Origin of the sequence: Desulfosarcina ovata subsp. ovata (genome assembly GCF_009689005.1) — a bacterium.
GTDB lineage: Bacteria > Desulfobacterota > Desulfobacteria > Desulfobacterales > Desulfosarcinaceae > Desulfosarcina > Desulfosarcina ovata.
In genome coordinates this window covers 3,556,546-3,579,209 of sequence record NZ_AP021879.1, presented here as the reverse complement: position 1 = coordinate 3,579,209, position 22,664 = coordinate 3,556,546, and the positions used below count along the sequence as shown (strand labels likewise).

The 22,664-nt window shown below is 60.3% G+C and carries 19 protein-coding genes, 2 tRNA genes and 1 pseudogene; 15 read left to right on the top strand and 7 right to left on the bottom strand.

Features of this window, described 5'->3' with window-relative positions; genetic code table 11:
- Nucleotides 1-8: 8 nt before the first annotated feature.
- From GN112_RS15875 to GN112_RS15860, 4 genes are read right to left on the bottom strand one after another with little or no spacing between them, the layout of a single operon-like run.
- A complete protein-coding gene (locus GN112_RS15875) occupies nucleotides 9-1,442 on the bottom strand; it encodes a helix-turn-helix domain-containing protein (RefSeq protein ID WP_162458959.1) in 1,434 nt (477 codons plus the stop codon).
- A 46-nt stretch (nucleotides 1,443-1,488) separates the two neighbouring features.
- Nucleotides 1,489-4,188 carry a DEAD/DEAH box helicase gene (locus GN112_RS15870; protein WP_155311107.1) on the bottom strand — a complete coding sequence of 900 codons (2,700 nt, stop codon included), beginning with the start codon at nucleotides 4,186-4,188 and terminating at the stop codon, nucleotides 1,489-1,491.
- The gene (locus tag GN112_RS15865) at nucleotides 4,188-4,907 is read right to left on the bottom strand and encodes an acyltransferase (protein ID WP_155311106.1); all 720 of its coding nucleotides are present in this window, start codon (nucleotides 4,905-4,907) and stop codon (nucleotides 4,188-4,190) included. The genes GN112_RS15870 and GN112_RS15865 overlap by 1 nt, the downstream gene beginning before the upstream one ends.
- A complete protein-coding gene (locus GN112_RS15860) occupies nucleotides 4,904-5,932 on the bottom strand; it encodes a phenyltransferase domain-containing protein (protein WP_155311105.1) in 1,029 nt (342 codons plus the stop codon). The genes GN112_RS15865 and GN112_RS15860 overlap by 4 nt, the downstream gene beginning before the upstream one ends.
- Nucleotides 5,933-6,371: 439 nt before the next feature.
- Here GN112_RS15860 and argS point away from each other — a divergent pair, with 439 nt between their 5' ends.
- The 7 genes from argS to GN112_RS15825 all read left to right on the top strand — a co-directional run bounded on the left by argS (nucleotide 6,372) and on the right by GN112_RS15825 (nucleotide 13,682).
- Nucleotides 6,372-8,039 (top strand): arginine--tRNA ligase, encoded by a 1,668-nt coding sequence (argS, locus tag GN112_RS15855; RefSeq protein WP_155311104.1) that lies wholly within the window; start codon nucleotides 6,372-6,374, stop codon nucleotides 8,037-8,039.
- Nucleotides 8,040-8,183: 144 nt separating this feature from the next.
- Complete coding sequence (locus tag GN112_RS15850) at nucleotides 8,184-8,876, top strand: SPOR domain-containing protein (protein WP_155311103.1); 693 nt, start codon at nucleotides 8,184-8,186, stop codon at nucleotides 8,874-8,876.
- A gap of 115 nt (nucleotides 8,877-8,991) precedes the next feature.
- The gene (gene gatC / locus GN112_RS15845) at nucleotides 8,992-9,276 is read left to right on the top strand and encodes an Asp-tRNA(Asn)/Glu-tRNA(Gln) amidotransferase subunit GatC (protein WP_155311102.1); all 285 of its coding nucleotides are present in this window, start codon (nucleotides 8,992-8,994) and stop codon (nucleotides 9,274-9,276) included.
- A 57-nt stretch (nucleotides 9,277-9,333) separates the two neighbouring features.
- Nucleotides 9,334-10,794 (top strand): Asp-tRNA(Asn)/Glu-tRNA(Gln) amidotransferase subunit GatA, encoded by a 1,461-nt coding sequence (gatA, locus tag GN112_RS15840; protein WP_155311101.1) that lies wholly within the window; start codon nucleotides 9,334-9,336, stop codon nucleotides 10,792-10,794.
- 26 nt (nucleotides 10,795-10,820) lie between these two features.
- Entirely contained in the window at nucleotides 10,821-11,006 is a 186-nt protein-coding gene (locus tag GN112_RS15835) for a hypothetical protein (RefSeq protein WP_155311100.1), read from the top strand.
- Between the two features lie 14 nt (nucleotides 11,007-11,020).
- Nucleotides 11,021-12,898 (top strand): DNA mismatch repair endonuclease MutL, encoded by a 1,878-nt coding sequence (gene mutL, locus GN112_RS15830; protein ID WP_155311099.1) that lies wholly within the window; start codon nucleotides 11,021-11,023, stop codon nucleotides 12,896-12,898.
- Between the two features lie 232 nt (nucleotides 12,899-13,130).
- Complete coding sequence (locus tag GN112_RS15825; protein ID WP_155311098.1) at nucleotides 13,131-13,682, top strand: peptidoglycan L,D-endopeptidase MepK; 552 nt, start codon at nucleotides 13,131-13,133, stop codon at nucleotides 13,680-13,682.
- Nucleotides 13,683-13,696: 14 nt separating this feature from the next.
- Here GN112_RS15825 and GN112_RS15820 read toward each other — a convergent pair whose 3' ends face one another.
- The 3 genes from GN112_RS15820 to GN112_RS15810 form a co-directional block, all read right to left on the bottom strand.
- Nucleotides 13,697-15,487 carry a L,D-transpeptidase family protein gene (locus GN112_RS15820; protein WP_155311097.1) on the bottom strand — a complete coding sequence of 597 codons (1,791 nt, stop codon included), beginning with the start codon at nucleotides 15,485-15,487 and terminating at the stop codon, nucleotides 13,697-13,699.
- A 92-nt stretch (nucleotides 15,488-15,579) separates the two neighbouring features.
- Nucleotides 15,580-15,672, bottom strand: a tRNA-Ser gene (locus GN112_RS15815).
- 36 nt (nucleotides 15,673-15,708) lie between these two features.
- Nucleotides 15,709-15,794, bottom strand: a tRNA-Ser gene (locus GN112_RS15810).
- Nucleotides 15,795-16,024: 230 nt separating this feature from the next.
- On the opposite strand from GN112_RS15810, the gene GN112_RS15805 reads away from it, so the two are divergent.
- From GN112_RS15805 to GN112_RS15770, 8 genes and pseudogenes are all read left to right on the top strand, one after another.
- On the top strand, nucleotides 16,025-16,513 hold the full coding sequence (locus GN112_RS15805) for a hypothetical protein (protein ID WP_155311096.1): 489 nt from the start codon (nucleotides 16,025-16,027) through the stop codon (nucleotides 16,511-16,513).
- A 62-nt stretch (nucleotides 16,514-16,575) separates the two neighbouring features.
- Nucleotides 16,576-16,674, top strand: a pseudogene (locus GN112_RS34395) (nickel-dependent hydrogenase large subunit); the annotation flags it as partial.
- 193 nt (nucleotides 16,675-16,867) lie between these two features.
- On the top strand, nucleotides 16,868-17,077 hold the full coding sequence (locus GN112_RS15795; protein ID WP_155311095.1) for a hypothetical protein: 210 nt from the start codon (nucleotides 16,868-16,870) through the stop codon (nucleotides 17,075-17,077).
- On the top strand, nucleotides 17,071-18,111 hold the full coding sequence (locus GN112_RS15790) for an FAD:protein FMN transferase (protein ID WP_155311094.1): 1,041 nt from the start codon (nucleotides 17,071-17,073) through the stop codon (nucleotides 18,109-18,111). Before GN112_RS15795 ends, GN112_RS15790 begins: the two co-directional genes overlap by 7 nt.
- A 175-nt stretch (nucleotides 18,112-18,286) precedes the next feature.
- Nucleotides 18,287-19,057 carry an electron transfer flavoprotein subunit beta/FixA family protein gene (locus tag GN112_RS15785; protein WP_155311093.1) on the top strand — a complete coding sequence of 257 codons (771 nt, stop codon included), beginning with the start codon at nucleotides 18,287-18,289 and terminating at the stop codon, nucleotides 19,055-19,057.
- Nucleotides 19,058-19,145: 88 nt separating this feature from the next.
- Nucleotides 19,146-20,111, top strand: a complete 966-nt coding sequence (locus GN112_RS15780; RefSeq protein ID WP_155311092.1) for an electron transfer flavoprotein subunit alpha/FixB family protein — start codon at nucleotides 19,146-19,148, stop codon at nucleotides 20,109-20,111.
- A 231-nt stretch (nucleotides 20,112-20,342) separates the two neighbouring features.
- A complete protein-coding gene (gene rimO, locus GN112_RS15775) occupies nucleotides 20,343-21,665 on the top strand; it encodes a 30S ribosomal protein S12 methylthiotransferase RimO (RefSeq protein ID WP_155311091.1) in 1,323 nt (440 codons plus the stop codon).
- On the top strand, nucleotides 21,662-22,642 hold the full coding sequence (locus tag GN112_RS15770; protein ID WP_155311090.1) for a polyprenyl synthetase family protein: 981 nt from the start codon (nucleotides 21,662-21,664) through the stop codon (nucleotides 22,640-22,642). The genes rimO and GN112_RS15770 overlap by 4 nt, the downstream gene beginning before the upstream one ends.
- Nucleotides 22,643-22,664: the final 22 nt, after the last annotated feature.

Below are 22,664 nucleotides of genomic sequence, written 5' to 3'. Positions count from 1 at the left end.
CAATCGCCTTACGCCTTTTTTTGCTTTTTCCCCGCTGCAGCCACATAAGTTCCCCGTGCGATGCGGCGGATGCGCCCCTTTTGATGGAGGCGAAAAAGGACATTGCGCAGCCGCTTCTCCTCACAGCCGGATTGCTTGATGAGGGCGGCAGCGCCGATGCCTTTGGGGTGGTTTTTGATCAGCTTGAAAATGGCGGCTGTCGTTGAAGGCACCGTCTTTTGGTGCGTGCGGTCCAGCGGCCCGTAAACGCCGCGGGACAGTCGTTGGATCGCGCCGTCGTTCAGCAGGCGGATCATGATCGGCCGGACGGTGGCCAGGGGAAGCCCGGCCGATTCGGCCACTTGAGGAGCCCGAAGGCCCTTATCGGCGGTTTCAATACATTTCAGGACCGCTGTCCGGCGCTGGGCCGGCGTCGCCGGGGCTTTCGCCCGGGAATGCTTGGCCCGGTAAACGCCCCGGGAGACTTTCTCGACCTCACCGTTGTGGTAGGCCTGGTAGAGAACGTTGCGGATTTTGACGATGCCGATACCGCTCTGGTGGTGCAACTCGGCGGCAGTAATGCCATCGGTTGCCGTGTTGACCAGCTCGATGATCTGCTGGCGTTCACTCACCATGCCTGGTGCGGCTTGTCTGGTGGCCCGGGCCTTTTGACTGGGCTTGCCGGAAAGTTTCGGCTTTGCGCTGACGTCGGTTTCGAGATTTCCCAAATCGGGCACCGCATCCATATCGATACCGAAAAGATTACCCAGATCCGCCTCGGCAATGGTCGGCGTCTCGTTCGCTTCGGCATTCTGAATCCACTGGGCCGTGGTGTCTTCGATGGCCTTGCTGATCAGGTCGTTCATGTTGACCTGACGCAACAGGAAAAAGAGCGCCGGATCCTCGTCCAGGCGCGCGCCGATGCCATACAGCACGGCGGCGACGTGTTTGCACATATAGGCCCAGTCCGGGCAGCTGCAGGCGAACTCGATATCCTTTGGCGAAGGGAAGAGGCCGCTGTCTTTCTGCATGAACAGATGCGCCAGGCTTTCGGGAAATCGGCCGGCCAACAGATCCTGCAAGGAGTCGAGTTGCTGCGCGCAGGCGGCGGTGATGGCGCCCCAATTGGATTTTGGCAGGGCCTTGATCTTGATCTCCACCGTGTAGGGCGCGCGTTGCGATCCCTGCACCAGGGCGGCCACCGCCCCCTTGTCGATTTTAAGGTCGAGCACGGCCAGGTGGCGCACATAGCTGCGGCCACGCTCGATGCGGTTGCTGTAATCGGCGTAGCGCTCGAGGTTGCGGTTCCACGATTTGCCCCACCAGGTCCGGGCCAGGGTGCGCCCCTCGATAATCACCGGCGCGAGATCGGGGTTTTTCTTCTTCAACTGACGAATTTTTTTCTCGGCCCGGGCCCGTTTTTCGGCCACGGAGACATATTTGGGGAACCGGAAGTAGCTCATCGGTTTTCCTTTATCCGTGCCCATCCATCTTCTGGATAGACACGGTCTATGGTTCCAGCGACAGCCGGAACAGATCCATCACCCGGGCGTTGTCCATCTCCGTGATCCAGTTTTCGTTTCCGCTGGCGATGACATCGTCCGAGAGCTGCTTTTTTTCCTCGATCATGCGGTCGATCTTCTCTTCCACCGTTCCGCGGGTGACAAACTTGTGTACGACCACATTTTTCTTCTGTCCGATGCGAAACGCCCGGTCCGTGGCCTGGTTTTCCACCGCCGGGTTCCACCAGCGGTCGAAATGGATCACGTGGTTGGCCCGGGTCAGGTTCAATCCAATACCGCCGGCCTTGAGGGACAGGACCATGAAGGGCACATACGTTTCCCCCTGGAACTGATCGATAATGCGCTTGCGGGTGCCCACCGGCACGCTGCCGTGGATGAACAGCCCCGGGCGATTGAAAACATCTGCCAGAAAGGCGCACAGCGGGTCAATAATTTCCTTGAACTGGGTGAAGATCAGCACGCGCTCGCGCTTCTCGTAAATCGTTTCACAGATGTCGCGCAGACGGGCGAATTTGCCGGATTCGCTTTCCGCATACCCCCCATCGCCCAGGTATTGATCCGGATGGTTGCACAGCTGTTTCAGTTTCATCAGGGAAGCCAGAATCAGACCCCGGCGCTGCATGCCATCCTTTTCTGCCAGGCTTTTTTCCAGCGTGGCGACCATCTGCTGGTAGAGGATGACCTGTCTGCGGGTCAGCTCCGTGTAGGTTTTCATTTCGATCTTGTCTGGCAGGTCGCGGATTACGGTCTTGTCGGTTTTCAGCCGCCGCAGCACGTAAGGCCGGATCAGCTGCCGCAGGTGGCCGTAACGGGCATGGTCCCGGCTCAGCGCCTTGGCGAACCGTTTGAATTCCGTGGCCGTGCCGAGCAGGCCGGGATTGAGGAAATCGAACAGCGACCACAGGTCGGAAAGGCGGTTTTCAATGGGCGTGCCGGTGAGAATCAGGCGGCGGTCGGCCGTGTAGGTTTTGATCGCGCGGGTCTGCTTGGTCCCCGGGTTCTTGATCGCCTGGGCCTCGTCCAGGATCAGGCAGTGCCAGTGCTGTTCCTTCAGGAAGCGGTAGCGTCCGGCCAGGGCATAGGTGGTGATCACCAGGTGGCAGCCGGCGATCAGATCGCTGTTTCCCTTGGCCAGGTCTGTTTGGGGCTGCATGCCCGGGTGGGCGACAAAGACCCTCAGGTCCGGGTAGAAGCGCTGGATTTCTGCGGTCCAGTTGGCCAACAGGGACGCAGGCAGAACGAGCAGACTGGGCGGCAGGGGCGTTTTGCCGGTTTTTCGGACCCCATACAGGACATTCAGGAAGGCCAGCACCTGAACGGTTTTACCCAGTCCCATGTCATCGGCCAGGCAGGCCCCCAGTCCCAGGGTGTGCAGAAAAAAGAGCCAGTTCAGCCCGATGCGCTGATAGCTGCGCAAGCGGGCCTTGAAACTTTTTGCCGGACGAATGGTTTCGAGCCGGCCGGGGTCGCGCAGTTTTCCGATGACATCGGCCAGCCACTGTCCGTGGGAGACGCTGACCAGCCCGGCGTCTTCCTCCCCATCGCCGAGCAGCGCTTCCGGATTCATCTGCAGGCGCATGGCTTCCAGCCAGGAGAGCCCGCCGCCGGCGGTCAGGGCCTCGGCTTTTTCATAGGCCGCCAGCGCCTTCTGCAGTTTGTCCGGATCCACCGCCACCCATCGGTTCTTAATGAAGGCCAGCCCTTCGGACTGGGCCAGCAGGTCACGGACCTCGTCGCGGGAAAGGGGCTGGCCGTCCAGCAGCAGGCCGGCGTCAAAGGCCAGGATCGCTTCCATGCCCACCATGGATGGCTGCCGGCTGCCGAACTGAAGATCGAGGGTGATGCGCGGGGCACCGCTTTTCCACCAGTTGGGAATCCGGCAAAGGATCCCGGCACGTTCGAACACCGGAATGTCCTTTAAAAACCGATAGGCCTGAGGGGCCGGCCAAGCCAGGGGCTGGAAGATCCGGCCGCTGGCCAGCAGATCGCCGAGCAAAGGTGACGATCGGGCAGCCTCGTGGACCGTGGCCATCAGTTCGAGCAGCTTCTCACGGTTGCCGGCAAACTCCTGTAGGGCGAATTTCAGGGGCACATGCCGGGATTCGCCGGCCTGGTTGAGCCGTGTGGAGTAGGTGGCCAGAAAGGCAAACGGCAGGTCGGCGGCCTTGTTTTCCACCAGGTGAAAGAAGATGCGTCCCACCAGATGGGCCTTGGGACTCATGGTGCGGATGAAGTCGGCCACCGTGCCGCGGTGGGCCTCCATGGCCGTCTGCCAGGCGAGGTGCAGGCCTTCCCAGGCCTGTTTCAGGCGATCGGCGTTCAGGTAGTCGACCCCGGTCATCATCGGGGCGCGATCCAGCCAGCCGTCGATCCTTTCCTCTGGCAGATCGAGCCGGATCGATCCGCGCAGGGCTTCCAGATCCGGGGTGCGGATCAGTTGCCGGGTAAAATCGCCGGCCACCTCGCGCCAGAAGGCGAGGGACGGGGAAAGGGGGATGTCGGGATCGGAAAACCCGAGGCTGAGCAGCCACCCGTCACCGGCAGCGGCAAACCGGTCGGCCAGTTCCTGCTGAAGCAGCTGGCGGCTTTTGTTGATGCGCGTTTCCACCGCTGCCCATTCCAGCTGGGGGGTGCCGTCGGGCATGAGTACGGCGATCAGGTCTCTGGCGGGTGGGGTTGCGGCCATCAATCCCCCCGGACGGGAAAGAGCAGGTGGCGCAGCCAGCCGAAAAGGGTGTTGCCGTGCAGCATGGCCTGTTCCCAGGCCATGAAATCCCGGGCCAGGCGGGCCGAATCCGAGAAGAACTGGGCGCGGGTGGTAAAGGGTTCCGCCGGGTCCAGCCGTTTGACCACCCGGGCCGGGTTGCCGGCGGCCACGCAGTTGGCCGGCACCGAATCCACCACGATGGCGCCGGCGCCGATGATGCTGTTTTCACCGATGGTGACCCCCTTGCAGACAATGGCGCTGTCCCCGATCCAGACATTTTTTTCAACCGTCACCGCCCGGGCCCGGCCGAAGGAGAGGCGATTGTAGATGCCGTGCCAGTCCGAATCGGTAATGTAGGCCCCGTTGGCGATCATGCAGTTGTCGGCCATGGTGACCCCCTCGGCGCTGCTGATGCGCACGCCCGGGCAGATCAGGCAGTAGTCGCCGATGGTGATGTGGCCCCTGCCCGCTTCGGCCGGCCAGACCGACAGGCGGATTTTCTTGTCCGGCGTGGCAATGACCGTGGCGTAACTACCGATGCGGATGGGGCCGCCGAACAGCTCCACATGCCAGGGGCGCATGAAACTGAACCCCTTTCCCAGATGGGCCATCTGGGGCCGCAGGAAATGGTTGGCATAGAACTTCTGAAGCTTCAGGTAGGCTTTCTTGACCCCGTATGGACGATGATCCTTGATCATTTTTGATCCCATCCGGCATGGCTGAACAGGTGCGCGGCCGGGGTCAGACCGAACAGGGCGTCGGCAGCCAAAAGCACCACGGCGTTGGTCCAGGCGATTTTCTCCTCCGGCCACAGGGTCATGTCCGGGAAGGTGAAGCCACACCAGAAGGAGCTGTCCTCGAAAACATGCTCGGAGAGCCAGCTGAAGACGATGTTTGCTTTTTCCATGTCGCCCATGGCGGAAAGGGCCAGCACCAGTTCGGCGCTTTCGGCAATGGTCACCCAGGGCTGGTCGGAGACGCAGCGCACCCCCAGGCCCTCGACCACATATTTTTTCCACTGCCGGTCGATGCGCCGGTGGGCGGCCTGTCCGGTGACGGCGCCACACAGCACCGGGTAGAACCAATCCATGGAAAAACGCGATTTGGTCATGTTGAACAGGGTCGGGCGGTGCCGGATGGCCTCGCCCAGGCGGTGGTACGCCGTGGCCCATGCCGGCACGTCGATGGCCAGTTGGGCGGCCGTGGCCAGGGCGCATTTCAGGCTCATATAAATGGAACTGCAGCCGGTGAGCAGCGCCATGGGGTCCAGCCGGCCCTGGGGGCTGATGGCCCAGGCGATTTCGCCGCCGGGCCGCTGGTGACGCAGGGCGAAATCGATGGCCCGCCGGACGGTCTCCCACATGGATTCGAGAAACCGGCCATCACCGGTGACCAGCCAGTAGTGCCATACGCCAACGGCGATGTAGGCGCTCATGTTGGTATCGCGGGTGCGGTCGGCGGGCACGCCCTGACGGTAGGCGGAAAACCATGACCCGTCGGACAGCTGCATGGTGCGCAACCAGGAAAACGCGTGGCGGGCCTGCTCGAAATAGCCGCCCACCACCAGCCCCATGGCGGCTTCCACGTGATCCCAGGGATCGGTCTTGTCTCCCGGCGACCAGGGAATTTCACCGGAGGCAAGCTGGGTGGCGGCGATCACCCGACTGACCGCATCAACATCGACGGCGAGTTGGCGCCGCTGCTTACAGAACCTCATGTTCATCAATGGATTTTACCTTTGTGTCGATCCAGAATCCGGGCGATAGCGTCCGTATATGCAGGAAAATAGTAAAATACGTTGGAATCAAACGGGTTGCAAGGGAAAAGCAGGGTAGCCGCATTTGGCAACCTCTATGGAAAACCGTTGTCGCAGGCATGGCCAGCTCTTACAACGCAACCCATTAAACAGCCATATCGTAAGAACGTGTAGGAGCGGTCCTTGGCCGCGAAAAACAGGAAACAGTCCAAATGCGGTTACCCTGAAGGGAAAAGGAATCCACCTTGACTTGGATGGGAAAACTCTTTATGAACTGGGCGTTATGTGCCCGGCGGGGTGCGCGGGCAGGGACCACCGCACTTTCGCACCCATCAATTCAACCCAACCACCGGATCATCGGATCGGGGCCAACCGTTCCGTTTGGAGCGGTGTCAGGACAGTGTTCATGAAGCAGTCACTCAAGGAAATGATTCTGGCGGCCGCAGCGGCCGCCCATGCCGGCGGCATTCTGCCCTCAGCGGAATTTTGCGAGGTGGTGCTGGAAGAACCCAAGGCCGACAGCCATGGCGATCTCTCCACCAACATGGCCATGCAGATGGCCAAAACCCAGCGTATGGCACCGCGCAAAATTGCCCAGGCGCTGATCGACCACCTGGACGACACCCGCGGCATCATTGCCCGCACGGAGATCGCCGGTCCGGGATTCATCAATTTTTTCATCCGTCCGTCCGCCTGGCATCCGGTGCTGTCCGCCATCCACGACCAGGACGACCAGTACGGCCGCGTGGACCTGGGCAAGGGCATGCCCATTCAGATCGAATTCGTCAGTTCCAACCCCACCGGCCCGTTGCATGTCGGCCACGGACGCGGGGCCGCCGTGGGAGACAGTACGGCCAACATCCTGCGCTTCTGCGGATTCGACGTGCAGAAGGAGTATTACATCAACGATTCCGGCCGGCAGATTCAGACCCTGGGAATGTCGGTCTATCTAAGGGGCCGCGAACTGCTGGGCCACACCGTTGAATTCCCCGATACCTGCTACCAGGGGGCCTACATCCGTGACCTGGCCGCCGAACTGATGGAGCGGGACGGTGCGGCGCTGTTTGAAAAGGATGCGGACGAGGCGATCATGCCCTGCGCGCGCTACGCCGCAGGGAAAATTACCGATGGCATGCGGGCCGATCTGGTGGACTTCGGGGTGACCTTTGACTGCTGGTTTTCCGAGCAGAGCCTCTACGATGCCGGCAAGGTGGCGGCGGATATCCGCCATTTCAAGGACAAGGGACTGATTTACGAGAAGGATGGGGCCCAGTGGTTCAAAACCAGTGAATTCGGTGACGAAAAGGACCGCGTGGTGGTGCGCCAGAACGGGCAGACCACCTATTTCGCCTCGGATATCACCTATCACAAGGACAAGTTCGAACGCGGATTCAAAAAGGTCATCGATGTGTGGGGCGCCGATCACCACGGCTATATCCCGCGCATGAAAGCGGCCGTGGAAGCGACCGGCTACCGGCGGGATCAGTTCGATGTGCTGTTGGTTCAGCTGGTCAACCTGCTGCGTGCCGGGCAGCCGGTGGCCATGTCCACCCGGGCCGGCGAATTCGTCACCCTGGCCGATGTGGTCAAGGAGGTCGGCCGGGATGCGGCGCGGTTCATTTTCCTGACCCGCCATTATGACAGTTCGCTGGATTTTGACCTGGAACTGGCCAAGCAGAAAACCAACGACAACCCGGTCTACTACGTTCAGTATGTACATGCGCGCATCAGCAGCATCCACCGCAAGGCAGAGGCCGACGGCATGGATGTGAGCGGGTTCACCGCCGCTGATCTTGCCGCCCTGGAAACGGCCGAAGACGTGGCCCTGATCAAGGCGCTGGCCCGCTACCCGGAAGCCGTGGCCATGGCCGGTTCACTCATGGAGCCGCACCGCATCACCTACTACCTGATGACCCTGGCGGCCGCGTTTCACACCTATTACAACCGGCATCGGGTGCTGTGCGAAGATGACCTGAAGTTGACCCGGGCCAGGCTTTACCTGATCACGGCGGTGCAGAAGGTGATCCGCAACGGGTTGGCGCTCTTGGGGGTGTCGGCACCGGATTCAATGTAGCACGGCCGCCATCGTGGCTTCATATCGCATTCAAGATGATGGTTTTGGCAAGGCCAGAGGGAGGAAGCTGTATAATCCATACCGCGACGACCGATAACGCCGCCCAAAACCATTATCTTGAGTGCGATAACAGGGAAGATAGTTGTGACCGAGGGCAAAACCACCCATTCAAAACCACCGATCGCATGGGGGCGCCATCTTCTGGTCTTTTTTGTGGCCGCGTGGATGTTCGTCCTTGGCGTGCTGGTGGGCCGGGGAACCGCGCCGGTCTCCTTCGACACCCGGGCCTTGGAGAAAGAGCTGGTGGCCCTGCGCGACGCCATGATGCAGAAAAAGCGTGCGGACCTGGAACGCGCCATTCGCGGCGAGGATGAGAATGCGCCGCTGGAGTTTTACGAAGCCTTGAAATCCGACCGGCCGGAAGCAACGGACCATATCTCCGCACCGGCCGCACCCGCTGACCGACCGACGGCTGAACCCACGGGCGCGCCGCCCCACAAGACGCGTGCCCCGATCATGGCCAAAAAAAAAGCCGCGACGCGGAAAGCGGTTGCCGCGGCACCCGTATCCGCATCCCGCAAAACGCCCACAGCGGCTTCTCCGGCAGGCGGGCTGACCATTCAGGTGGCGGCACTCAAGGATGGCGAAGCTGCTGAACGAATCGTTGCAAATCTGAAAAAGGACGGGTATTCTGCATATTTGTCAAGAAGGGTGATCACCGGCAAGGGGCTCTGGTTCAGGGTCAGGGTAGGCAGTTACCAAAACCGCGAGCAGGCGGCAGCGGACATGACCCGGCTGAAGCGGGCCCGGAAAAATCCGATTCTGGTCGAAAAATAGGTCCCCCATGCGCAAACGCCGGCAGCGGGTCGATGCCCTCCGCTGATGGTCTGGATGTTTCACCGTCTGCGTGTACGGATCCCATGGTTTTGAATTTATCGTTGAGGGAGCTGCAATGAAAATTTCCAAAGAAGAAGTCCTGCATGTCGCCAACCTGGCACGGCTGGAGATCGATGATGCGGATGTTGAACGGTTTGCCGGCCAGATCGGCACAATCCTCGACTATGTGGATACATTGAAACAGGTGGATACCGCGGGTGTGGCCGCCACCTCCCACGCCATCACCCTGACCAACGCGTTTCGTGAAGATGAAGAGACCGGCCACCTGGATCCGCAAACGGCGCTGGCCAATGCCCCGGAAAAAGATGAGGGTGCCTTTGTGGTGCCCAAGGTGATATGAAGTGGCCGTTATCCGCTGCGCCAAGCCCTCCGTTGTTGTTGTTAAGGAAACCAAGCAATGAAACTGCACGAACTGACCATCCAGCAGGCGTCCGGCCTGCTGCAAAATAAAGAGATCTCTTCCAGGGAGCTGACCCGCGCCGTTCTGGACCGCATCGAAGCGGTGGATGCCAGGATCGGTGCCTATCTCACCGTTGATGCCGAAGGGGCCATGGCCCAGGCCGAGGCCGCCGATCAGCGGCTGGCTGCCGGTAACGCGGTGCCCCTGACCGGCATTCCCCTGGGCATCAAAGACCTGTTGTGTACCCGTGGGCTGCGGACCACCTGTGCCTCCAGGATTCTGGAGAATTTCATTCCCCCTTATGATGCCACGGTGATCACACGCCTGAAGGCCGCCGATGCCGTGCTGGTGGGCAAATTGAACATGGACGAATTCGCCATGGGGTCCACCACGGAGCATTCCGGTTTTCAGGTGACCCGCAATCCCTGGAACCTGGACTGTATTCCCGGCGGCTCCAGTGGCGGTTCTGCCGCCGCCGTGGCCGCAGACATGTGCCTGGGAGCCCTGGGCTCGGACACCGGCGGTTCCATCCGCCAGCCCGCCAGCCATTGCGGTGTGGTGGGGATCAAACCCACCTACGGCCGCGTGTCGCGTTACGGACTGGTGGCCTTTGCCTCGTCGCTGGATCAGGTCGGACCGCTGGGGAAGAGTGTCACCGATTGTGCCATCCTGCTGGATGCCATTGCCGGGCATGATCCCAAAGACTCCACCTCCGTGCCGGAACCGGTACCGGACTTTAGCGATATCGCCACCGACGGCCTGGCCGGGGTCGTGGTGGGGATTCCCAGGGAGTACAGTACGGCCCAGGGACTGGATCCCCAGGTGGGCCGTGCCATCGAGGCGGCGGTCAAGACCATTGAATCACTGGGTGCCCGCTGCGTCGAGGTTTCCCTGCCGCACACCGATCGCGCCGTGGCCGCCTACTACGTCATCGCCCCCAGCGAAGCCAGTTCCAACCTGGCCCGCTATGATGGCGTCAAATACGGCTTCCGCGACAAAACCCAATCCGACCTGATGCAGATGTATCGCAGCACCCGCTCCCAGGGGTTTGGCCCGGAAGTGCAGCGCCGCATCATCATAGGGACGTATGCCCTTTCCGCCGGATACTACGATGCCTATTACGGCAAGGCCTCCCAGATTCGGACCCTGATCCGCAACGATTTTACCACGGCCTTTGAATCCTGCGATGCGATTCTCTCTCCGGTCGCCCCCACGCCGGCCTATCCCATTGGCGAGACCCTGGACGACCCCTTGACTATGTACCTGTCGGATATCTTCACCCTGTCGGCCAACCTGGCCGGGATTCCGGGAATATCGGTGCCCTGCGGGTTTTCCGACGCGGGCCTGCCCATCGGCCTGCAGATCATGGGGCGACATTTCAATGAAGCCATGCTTTTCCGGATTGCCCGGCAGTTTGAAGGAGAGGCCGGCATTAACGAAAGAAAGCCGCCGCTCTGATTCCAAAGGCGTGCAGAAAGGTTGTCATGACCACCATCCAGCCCGAAGGCGAAAACCTGCGCAAAGCCGTCAAATGGATCGCCGAAGAGGAGAAGGCCGGTTCGTCCCAAAGCCGCCAGCAGCTCATGGAGGCGGCCTGCCTGAAATTCAACCTGACGCCCATGGAGGCGGAGTACCTGGCACGCAGCTATAAGGACATCGTCCAAGCCTAAAGACAAACGGTTACATGTTAAAAATCCGAATTCTACCGGAAATCCTATCCAATAAGATCGCCGCCGGTGAAGTGGTGGAGCGGCCGGCCTCCGTGGTTAAGGAACTGGTGGAAAATGCTATCGACGCCGGTAGCTCCCGGATCATGGTCGAGGTTGAAAATGGGGGCCGCAAACTGATTCGGGTGTCGGATAACGGCCACGGGATGGGACGCGACGATGCCCTGCTGTGCCTCGAACGGTACGCCACCAGCAAGATTGCCAAAGACCCGGATCTTTTTGCCATCAGCACCTTGGGGTTTCGTGGTGAGGCGCTGCCCAGCATCGCTGCCGTATCCCGCTTTACACTGATTACCCGGACGTCGGATAGCGACGTGGGAACCCGGATCGAGGTGGCCGGTGGCCGGATCAATACCGTCACTGACGAAGGCGCCCCGGCGGGCACCATGATCGGTGTGGCCAACCTGTTTTACAACACCCCGGCCCGGCGCAAGTTTCTGAAAAGCATTGAAACCGAAATGGGCCACATCGCCGACACGATTGCCAGCATGGCCCTTTGCCGGTCATCGGTTCAGTTTCGCCTGTCCCATAACGGTCGTGTGGTTAAAAGCTGGGCCCCGGCAGCCGACCCCACGGACCGGGTTGCCGATGTGCTCGGCGGTGCCGTCAAAAAAGCGCTTCATCCGGTGGCGGGGGGCGATGCGGCTGCCGAAGTCAGCGGATGGGTGGCTGAGCCACGCATGAGCCGATCCACGGCCCGGGGCATCTATCTTTTTGTCAACGGCCGCTGGGTCAAGGACCGGGTCCTGCAGCACGCCCTGTTTGCCGGTTATGCCGGACGGCTGATGAAGGGGCAATATCCGGTGGCGGTGCTTTTTCTGAGGGTGCCTTTCGACCAGGTGGATGTCAATGTGCATCCCACCAAACACGAAATCCGGTTTGCGCGTCAGAAAAGGGTCCACGATGCGGTTCGCGAGGCGGTGGCCGAGGCACTCCGGCAGACCGATCCCACCCGCTGGCACCCCCCCCAAACCGCAGCCGTCAGCAATCCCCGGACCGTGGCGACCGTTGCCGATCGGCCGATCTCCTACGAAAAGCGGCCAATCCCGAGGATGCCGGAGGCATCGACGGAAGATCGGCCCTTCCCTGCACCGGCGGCGCCCGGGCCGGCAACACCGGCGCTGGATTCGACCCGGCCCCATCAACCCGTCCAGACCGCCGATGGGGACAACGCGGAGCAATCGGCAGCGTCCCGGCCGTCTCCTGCCGATCCGCCGGCCCGCCAGGCCCCATTGTGGAAAAGGCGGTTTTTCAGCGACCTGCACCTTATCGGTCAGTACAAGGGCACCTATATCATTTGTGAATCCGGCGATGACGGTCTGATTCTCATCGATCAGCATGCCGCCCACGAGCGGATCGTTTTTGAACAGCTCAAACGGCAGGCCGCCGAACAGCGGCCCACGGCCCAGCGCCTGTTGCTTCCGGAAACCATTGACCTGGGGTTTCGGGAAGCCCAGATCCTGGCAACCCTGGTACCGCAGCTGGACCGCTATGGCCTGGAGATTGAACCGTTTGGAGGCAATACCTTTGTGGTCAAGGCGATGCCGACCCAGCTGGACAGTGGCAAAATTTCGACGTTGGTGACGCAACTCGTAGAGAAAACGGCCGAAATCGGAGTCCGGGCCGATACCGATGCCATCATGGACGGCTGTCTGATGGTCATGGCCTGCCACAATGCGATCCGGGCCCACCAGCGGCTCAGTGAGGTTCAGATCAAAGCCATGCTGGAACAATTGGACGATTGCGACAATCCGTCCCACTGTCCCCATGGCAGACCGATCTGGATCCGCTGGGAGCTAAAGGATCTGGAAAAACAGTTTCAGCGGATCGTTTGATGCCCGTCAAACTGTTGACAAAATATGCACAGCATTCGTCCGGAGAGATACACTGCGTTTTTATCATGAAGGGGTAGCAAAAAACAAAACTTAAGAAAAAACAGAAGGATATACGTAGGTAGAAAGTTCTGGAAGGCTGCTTGGGAAAGAGTTGTGGATGTTGGTCCGGTATTTGCTTGTTTCAAACGTCGAATATGAAAAATGTTCAGCTTAAAGACACCTGGAGAGATACATGGATCGTTGCAGTCGACGTAATTTTTTAAAAATCGGGGGTGGTTTTCTGGCTTCCTGCCTGGTTCCCTCCTTGGGGCTGGCATCGCTGCATCCCGACAGAACCCGCCGCAGCTTGTCTTTTTTCAATACTCATACCGATGAACAACTCAGTGTCTGCTACTTTAATAGTGGCGCTTATTGCCCCGAGGCCCTGAATCGGATCAATCATCTCTTGCGTGATCACCGTACCGGTGAGATCCATCCCATCGATCCCCGGCTCATGGATCTGCTTTTTGGTGTCAACCAGCGTTTGGGCTGCAGTTCATCCTTTCACATCATTTCCGGTTATCGCTCTCCCAAAACCAATACCATGCTGCGGAAAAAGAGTTTCGGGGTCGCCAAGCGAAGCTATCATATGCAGGGCCGGGCAATTGATATCCGCCTGCCCGATTGCGACACCCACCGGTTGCGCCAGGCGTGTATCGATCTTAAGGCCGGCGGCGTCGGTTACTATCCCCGGTCCGATTTTGTTCATGTGGATACCGGTGCTTTTCGCACGTGGAATGGATAACTTACTGATCCGTTTCAATTCCCGTCAAACTTGTTTTTCCAATCACGCGTCCGTCCATCCGGCGTGTCCGGCATGAATGCCAACCCCGGCGACCGCTTGGGATGGTGCCGGTCAAAGGCCTTCTGCAGATCCCGATCCCGTTGGTAAATGTCACTGCGAAACTGAAGGCTGCCGGTTTCATCTGTCCAGGCAGTCATGTAGACCAGGTGTACCGGTACCGGATGGCGAAGCCGAATGGTTCGTGTTTCCCCGCTATCGATGAGTTCCGTCAGCTTGTCATCTGTCCAGGTCGGATTTTCCGCCAAAACAAAATGGGCCAGGGCCATGGGTGCTTCCACCCGGATGCAACCGGAACTGAAATCCCGTTGGGCCCGCCTGAACAGGGATCGGTGGGGAGTGTCGTGCAGGTATATCGCAAAGGGATTGGGAAACATGAATTTAATTCGACCAAGGGCGTTATGCGTCCCGGGATCCTGGCGGAGCCGGAAGGGAAACCGGTTGGCATGATAGGCCCGCCAATCTACCGTGGCCGGATCGACTTCACGCGCACCGGACTGCCAGTTCTCGAAGACGCGGATGTTGTGCCGGGAAAGATAGCTGATATCTTTGCGAAGCTCGGGCAGGATATCTTCCACGGCGATGGTGGTGGGGACATTCCAATAAGGGTTGACCACCAGGTACGAAATTCTGGCACTGAATACCGGTGAGCGTCGGGCCGGCCGCCCGACGACAACCCGCATGGTTACGACCACCTGGCCGTCCTCAACGGCGTCAAGCCGGAAGTCGGCCGTATTGATCATCACATAACGATTTCCCAGGTCTCGGGGACGCCAGCGCCAGCGCTCCAGATTGAGTGCCACCTGCCGGATGCGTTGCTCAACGGAAACGTTAAGCATGCCAACTGTTTTTCGTCCAACGATGCCATCGGGTTCCAGGCCGTGGCGCCGCTGAAAGCGTTTGACAGCGGCGGCCAGTTGGCTGTCGAAAAAAGCGGTGTCGGTAACCGGCCGGGCTGGATTCAGCTCGCCACTCTCGGTCAGCCGATGCCTCAGGGCGGTGACGGCGGCAGCGCGATCGCCCGGTCGCAGGGTTTTGTCTCCGGCGACCGTTGACCATCCGTTGGCAGGGGCCAGGACGCGAAGCCGGGCCAGAGCCCTGCGCAGGGAATGGTATCCGTCATATGGTGGCCGCAACGCATCCATGGCTGTTTCGATGTTGCCGTCCGGCGCGGTGGCGCTGTCGAGAACGGCCATCAGATCGACGGACCCCGGATGGATCTTCCAGTCCGTGCCCAGGGTTTCCGGATTGACCCGGCCGGTGGACAAATGTGAGCCGTACAGAAGAAATGCATCGGTCAGGATCAGATCCAGATCCGCCCACCAGGCCGGAGGCACCGCTATCCCGGTTGTGCGCCGCTCGCAGATCGCCGCCAGCAGGTGTTGGATGGCATGATGGTGGTAATCCGCCGGGTTGAGTCCATCCTCTGTGGCTTTTCCGATGAGATCAAAAAGGTGTGTCGCCCGTTCCACGGAGCACCCGTCGTCAACCCAAAGGGGCAAGTCGTCCCTTTTATCATAGGCCGTCGGCAGCAGTTGCGTGCCACAGAGTATTTCTCCCTGGCAGCCAACCGTATCACCGTCCCCGTGGTTTTCCAGGCGCGATAGAATGGCCGCCTGGATCTCTGGTATCGGCGTTGGTGCATCGTTGGTCTCGGCCGCGCAACGGCCGCTACCAAACATGAGTGGGGCCAGCAGAAGCAGGCTCACGAGACAGCAGGACCAGCGGTTGAGACGTGCATTTCCCATAGCGGATTCAGGATTGGCGCGAGGAACGAAAAATGAATGGTCATTAAAAAATAAGATAGCCCGACTTGAAAAGCCGAGCTATCATAATGAACTGGCGGAGAGAGAGGGATTCGAACCCTCGGTGCAGCTTTCACCACACACTCGCTTAGCAGGCGAGCGCCTTCAGCCGACTCGGCCATCTCTCCCAAAAGTTGTATCAAACAAAAAGGCAGATCGATTTTTGGCGGAGGGAGTAGGATTCGAACCCACGGAGCTTTCGCTCAACGGTTTTCAAGACCGCCGCCTTAAACCACTCGGCCATCCCTCCACGGAAGTAATTGGCCTCATTATCATCTCGAATCTTCAGCGTCAATCCTTTTATCCCAGGCGGGATTGATCAGGTATGCGGTCCAGCGGATTGCGGGCCATTTAGCGGCCCTTGGTTCAATTCCCTGGCGGTTTTTGCGGAACCTTAAATGATGGTTGACATCAAAGGGCTTTTATGATGATCCTCCGTGCACCCAAAATAACGAATCGAGGCCTCTGGAGGATCCCTATATGAAACAGAAATATGTGGTTTTATTGGACAATGAAAACGGTAAACTCTCTATCCAGGAGTATGCGGAACTGGACAAAGAGATGCTTTCCCTGCTTTGTGAAGAAGCTTATGACGCCAAAATGATCAAAGTGGCCATGCAAAAGGACCGCAATTCCCTGATTCAGGCCCTTCGCACCCATAACATGTACCCTCCGGGGGCGTACACGGAGCGGATTGCCGATGCCATCATTGAAATGTTTCAGCCCGGGGCCAATACCTCTGCCGAACTCTTTTTCGAAGAGCGGGATTTGTTTGAAAGTCCTGACGAAGAAATGGATCTTGAAGATAAAGAGGAGGATGACGATGATGGTGAGGGTGACAGCACCATGGATGTGGATGACCTGCTGGACGACGATACCGAGGATGATTATGAAGAAAAAGGGATCATCAAGGACCTGCAGAAAACCATAAAAGTTTCCGATGCGGATACCGGCAGCGACGAAGCTTGATCCGCCGGTAACCGCAATCAACTGAATACAATGAAACCCTCATGGCGGCTGCGGGAAACCAGGTGGTGCCGTCCACCTGGAATTTCGGTCCCCGGGATAAAGAAGGCCAGCTCGGTCCGGTGGAAGAGTCGCTCATCGGCACACCCGTTGCCGACCCCAAGACGATCTCCCCCGCCGCAAGCCGCCCCTGGCCCATATCGTTGAGGTCCGGCGCCTGCCGGCGGGAGTAGTCGGCTTCAGCGCCTTTTCCATCGTCAAGAGCCGGGACAGTGCTACCCGGGCGACCCTTATCTCACCGGATGTTACGACGATCCCGAGAACCGGTGCTTTCACGCCCAGCCCAACGCCTGCCCGGTGTGGGATGCCGGGAGGCGGGGAATTGGCACCATCCCGGCCAGCGGGCTGGGCCTGCGGGACACCTATGTCGCCTTCGATGACGGGGCCACCCTGGATCTGGCGGGTGGCTGGATCGCCTTTTCCACGGATACTTATATGAAAACCCGCATCGGCGGTGAGCGTATTGTCGATATGCTCACCGGGGAGCAGTTGCCGCGAATATGCTGAATTTCTACCCAAGCAAAGCAAAACGGACCGTGGCCCTCATGGCGGTCCTATTGATCCTGTTGGTGTGTGCATCCTGTCAGCCCCGGCGGGAGGTGCGCCTGACCGGCAAAACCATGGGCACCACCTACCACATCACCGTGGTGGCCGGTCTGCTGACGTCGACGGGCACGCTGCAGAAAAAAATCGATGCGCGCCTGGCGGCCATCAACCGGAGCATGTCCACCTATGATCCCAACAGCGAGATCAGCCGCTTCAATGCCATCGCATCCGTTGAGGAAACCTTTTCCCCGTCCGCTGATTTTCTCGATGTTCTCGAGGTGGCCAGCGAACTCTACCGCTTGACCGACGGTGCCTGGGACGGCACCCTGGATCCGCTGATCAACCTGTGGGGCTTCGGACGAAAAGGCGCCGTTCACCAGGTCCCGGCGGATGACCGGATCGTCCAGGCGCTTTGCCATGTGGGCTTCGATCGGATCGAGCGGGATCCCTCCGGCCGGATGCGCAAGACAGATCCGGCCGTCACCCTGGACCTGGCCTCCATCGCCAAGGGATACGGGGTGGATGCCGTTGCCCGGCTTTTGGGTGACGAAGGGCTGACCGATTTCGTTGTCGAGATCGGCGGCGAGGTGTACGCCCGCGGCCATCGCAAGGATGGCAAGCCCTGGCGCATCGGCATCAATCGCCCGGACAGGGATGCCGCTTTCAACGAGGTTTACAAGGCCGTGCCTCTCACGGACCAGGCCATGGCCACCAGTGGCGACTACCGGATCTTCTTCCAGATCGGCGAGCATGCCTATGCGCACATCCTCGATCCGCGCACGGGCCGACCGGTGACCAACGGCGTGGTGAGCGCCTCGGTGGTGGCCGCCAATTGTACGGTGGCTGACGGGCTGGCCACCGCGCTGATGGTGATGGGGCCGGAAAAGGGCGTGGCCCTGGTCGACCGCCTGCCCGGGGTGGCCTGCCTCATCGTTACCCGTCAGCCAGACGGGTCTCTGAAGGATCACCCGTCCAGCGGTTTTGTGCTCCATTGAGCGCCGCTATTTCCCGTTGACAATCCTGCTCTAGTCATATATTTGGCTTGTGCAGTCATAACAATATCCATAATATTGATAGGTTATATTTTTTTTATCAGCGAAGGTAAAGACAAACTGACCGGGAGCGTTTCGTGGATGGGGATGCACCCCCGGTATGCAAGGAAGGTGAAGCGTGGAAATTGCCGTACTGCTCAAACAGGTTCCGGCGACCGAGTCGTCAATCGAGATTGCCGATGGTGACGCTGCAATCAAAACCGATGGCATCAACTGGGTGATGAACCCCTACGACGAGATGGCCGTGGAAGAGGCCCTGCAGATCCGCACCGCCCTGGGGGGCAGCGTGACGGTCATGACCCTGGGGCCGGAAAAATCGGTCGAAGCCCTGCGAACGGCCCTGGCCATGGGGGCCGATACGGCGGTGCGCATCGATCCCGAAGGAAAAACCCTGGATGGACTGGCAACCGCCAACGTGCTGGCCGGAGAATTGAAAAAAGGCGCCTTTGACCTGGTGATCGCTGGTCACCGTGCCGTGGACGACGACAACTTCCAGGTGGGGCCGGCGGTTGCCGAGTTCATGGGCATTCCGCACGTCTCCATGGTAATCGCCGAGCAAATTGACGACGGCAAGATCCGCTGCACGCGGACCATCGAGGGCGGCACCCTGGTTCTCGAAACCGCCCTGCCGGCCTTGATCACCACTCAGCGCGGCCTCAACGAACCCCGCTATGCCAGCCTGCCCGGAATCATGAAGGCCAAGAAGAAGCCCATCGACACCCGGCCGCTTTCAGAAACCGGAACCGAGGTGGGCGACCCCATGGTCAAGACCATCGCCCTGCGCCTGCCCCCCGAGCGCAAGCGTGGCCGCGTGATCGACGGTGACAGTGCCGCCGCCAAGGCGGCCGCCCTGGTCAAGACCCTGCGGGAAGAAGCCAAAGTCATCTGACCCTGGACGCGATACCGCGATAACCAATTCCATACGGCCTGCCGGAGCGACCGATGCTCGGACAGGTGTTAGATAAGGGAGAAAAAACATGTCACAGGCAGTAATGGCCTTTACCGAACCGGTTGACGGGGCCTTTAAGAATATTTCCTTTGAAGCGATTTCGACCGCAAAAATGATTGCCGGGAAAACCGGTGGTCCGCTGGTGGCCGCCGTCATGGGCGCCGGGGTGGCATCCATTGCCCCCCAGGCTGCTGAATACGGGGCCGACCGGATCCTGGTCGCCGACCAGGAAGGGCTGAAAGACGGCCTGGCCGACGCCTGCATCGAGGCGGCGACGCAGCTGGTGGAAAAAGCCGATCCAGCCGTGGTGGTGATCGGCGCCACGGCCCTGGGCAAGGATATTGCCGCCCGGCTTTCCGCGCGTCTCAATGCGCCCCTGGCCATGGACTGTGTGGCCGTCCGCGTGGAGGGCGATCAGGTCGTGGCCACCCGTCCCATGTACGGCGGTAAGGTTCTGGCCGATGTGAGCCTGAACGGCTCACCGGCCATCGTCGCCATCCGCCCCCGGGCCATGGAAGCCGTGGCGGCCCAGGGTGCCGGCGAGGTGGAAACGGTGGCGGTCGATCTGACCGGCACCCGGGTGACCCTGATCGAAAAACAGATGGAAACGGGCAAGATCGAACTGACCGAAGCCGATGTGGTCGTTACCGGCGGCCGCGGAATGGGCGGAGACGACTACAGCGTCGTGGAAGGCCTGGCCAAAGTGCTGGACGGGGCCGTGGGTGCCTCCCGAAGCGCCGTGGACGAGGGCTGGCGGCCGGTATCCGATCAGGTGGGGCAGACCGGCAAGGTGGTGGCGCCCAACCTGTATGTGGCCTGCGGCGTCTCCGGTGCCATCCAGCACCTGGCCGGGATGGCGTCTTCACGGGTGGTCGTGGCCATCAACAAGGATCCCGACGCACCGATTTTTGCCAAGTGCGATTTCGGTATCGTGGGCGATCTGTTCGAGATCGTTCCGGCGATCACCGCCGAGGTGGAAAAACTGAAAGGCTGAATCGGTTCATGGTTCAGGGGTCGCAAAGGGGCATGGGTTGATCACCGGTGTCCTGCCCGCTGCTTGCTGAATCGATAAAACGTGGTGAAAAGGCTGCCCGACCTGTGGCGGCCTTTTGACTTTTATAAGGGTTGCTGGTAGATGAATTCGTTACCCCGCATGCCCGATAATTCGAGGACGGCGGCGGTTTTTCGACCCCGCTGACCGGGGCGCGTGCCGGAGTGAACGCACATGATGGTATATATTGAAAGTCTGGGCTGCGCCCGCAATCAGGTAGACAGCGAAACCATGGCCGGGCAACTGCGCCTGGACGGCTGGACGTTGACCCGGGATCCGGCCGAAGCCGAGGTGATTGTGGTCAACACCTGCAGTTTTGTGGAGGCGGCGATCAACGAATCCATCGATACTGTTCTGGAGCTGGCGCGGTTTAAAACCGACGGCCGCTGCCAGCGACTGATCGTGGCTGGATGCCTGCCGGAACGGTTTCGCGAGGCCATTGCCGATGCCTTGCCCGAGGTGGATCAGTTTCTGGGAACCGGTGCCTATACCCAAATCGGCGATGCCGTGACCGGACGGCTGGACGGCAATGTCTGCCTGCCGGACCCGGACCGCATTCCCATGGGCGCGTCCGCCCTGCGGGAGCGGGAGCAGACGACCAGCGCGTACCTGAAAATCGCCGAAGGGTGCAGCCGCCACTGCACCTACTGCATCATTCCGCGGCTGCGCGGTCGCCAGAAGAGCCGGCCCATGGCGCAGATCCTGGAAGAGGCCCGGCAACTGATCGATGCCGGTGCCCGGGAGATCAATCTGGTGGCCCAGGACACCACCCATTACGGCCACGACCGATCCGAACCGGCACGGTTTGCCGATCTGCTGGCAAAGTTGGCGGCGTTGGCCGGCGATACCTGGATTCGCTTCCTGTACGGCCACCCGGAGAGCATTGACGATGCGGTGCTGCAGGTGGTCGCCGCCCACGACAATCTGTGTCCCTATTTTGATCTGCCGGTTCAGCATGCCTCGAAAACGGTGCTCAAGAAAATGGGGCGCGGGTATGATAAAGATCGCCTTCTGGAACTGTTCCGGCGCATTCGCACCACGGTTCCCGGGGCCGTCCTGCGCACCACCCTGATCGTTGGCTTTCCCGGCGAGAGCGATGCCGATTTCAAAACCCTGATGGATTTTGTGGCGGCGGTCCGCTTCGACCATCTGGGGGTGTTTACCTATTCCGATGCCGAGGACCTGCCGTCCCACCGGCTTTCCGGCCACGTTTCCAAAAAAGTGGCCCAGGCGCGCCATGACGCGATCATGGCGCGGCAGATGGCGATCTCGGCCGACAACCTGACCGCCATGATCGGAAGAACCCTGCCGGTGCTGGTCGAAGCAGTGGCCGAACCCGGCCTTTACGAAGGGCGGTCCATCCTGCAGGCCCCCGAGGTGGACGGACTGACCTATGTCCGAACGCCGCCCGACGGACCGGCATTGCCCATTGGCGAGATCGTGCGGGTTCAAATTAGCGAAACCCTGGAATACGACCTGATCGGAAGGGTACGATGAGCGATCTGAAAACGAAAATTATAGCTGCGGTCAAAGGCGATCTGGCGGCCATTGAAGCGGCCCTGGAAGACAATCTCAATCCGTATTTCGATCTGGTCTCGCAGGTGGCCGGCCACATCCTCTTTGCTGGCGGCAAACGGCTGCGCCCCCTGTTGATGATCCAGTGTGCCCGGCTTTGCGGCCATGCCGGCAACCATGCTGCCCGCTTTGCCACCATCTTCGAGTACCTGCACGCGGCCACCCTGCTGCACGACGATCTGGTGGACGGCGCCGACATGCGCCGGGGCCGCCCGGTGGCCAACCAGGTGTGGGACAACCCCACCGCCGTGCTGACCGGTGATTTTCTGTTGGCCCGGGGGCTTTCCATCGCCGCCGATACCGGCCTGAGTGAGGTGATTCGGGTGATTGCCGGGATTACCGAAAACATGTCCCAGGGTGAAATCCGGCAAATGGAGCGCAAAGGGGACAGCTCGCTCACCGAAGCGGAGTATCTGGAAGTAATTCGCTGCAAGACCGCTGTGCTGTTTGAAGGCGCCTGCCGGACCGGGGCCCTGATTGCCGACGCCGGCGCCGAGCGGGTTGACGCCCTGACCGCCTACGGGTACCATCTGGGGATCGCCTTTCAGATGGCCGACGATCTACTTGACTACACCCAGGACCTGGCGGCTCTGGGCAAACGCGCCGGGGCAGACCTCCGGGAGGGGAAACTGACCCTGCCGCTGATCCATGCGCTTTCCCGTGCATCGGAAACGGATCGTGCACGGATGGTCGCCCTTCTGGAAAAACCGGATTTTTGTGAGCGCGAGTTTGCCGCCCTGGTGGCGATGCTCGATCAGTATGGCGGAATCGCCTATACCCGGGCCCAGGCGGCGGAGCATGTGGCCGCCGCCAAGACGGCCCTTGGTCAATTCGCCCACAGCCGGACACGCGAAACCCTGATGGACATTGCCGATTATGCGCTGGTTCGCAAGGCATAACGATGGCCCATCCAGAAATAAC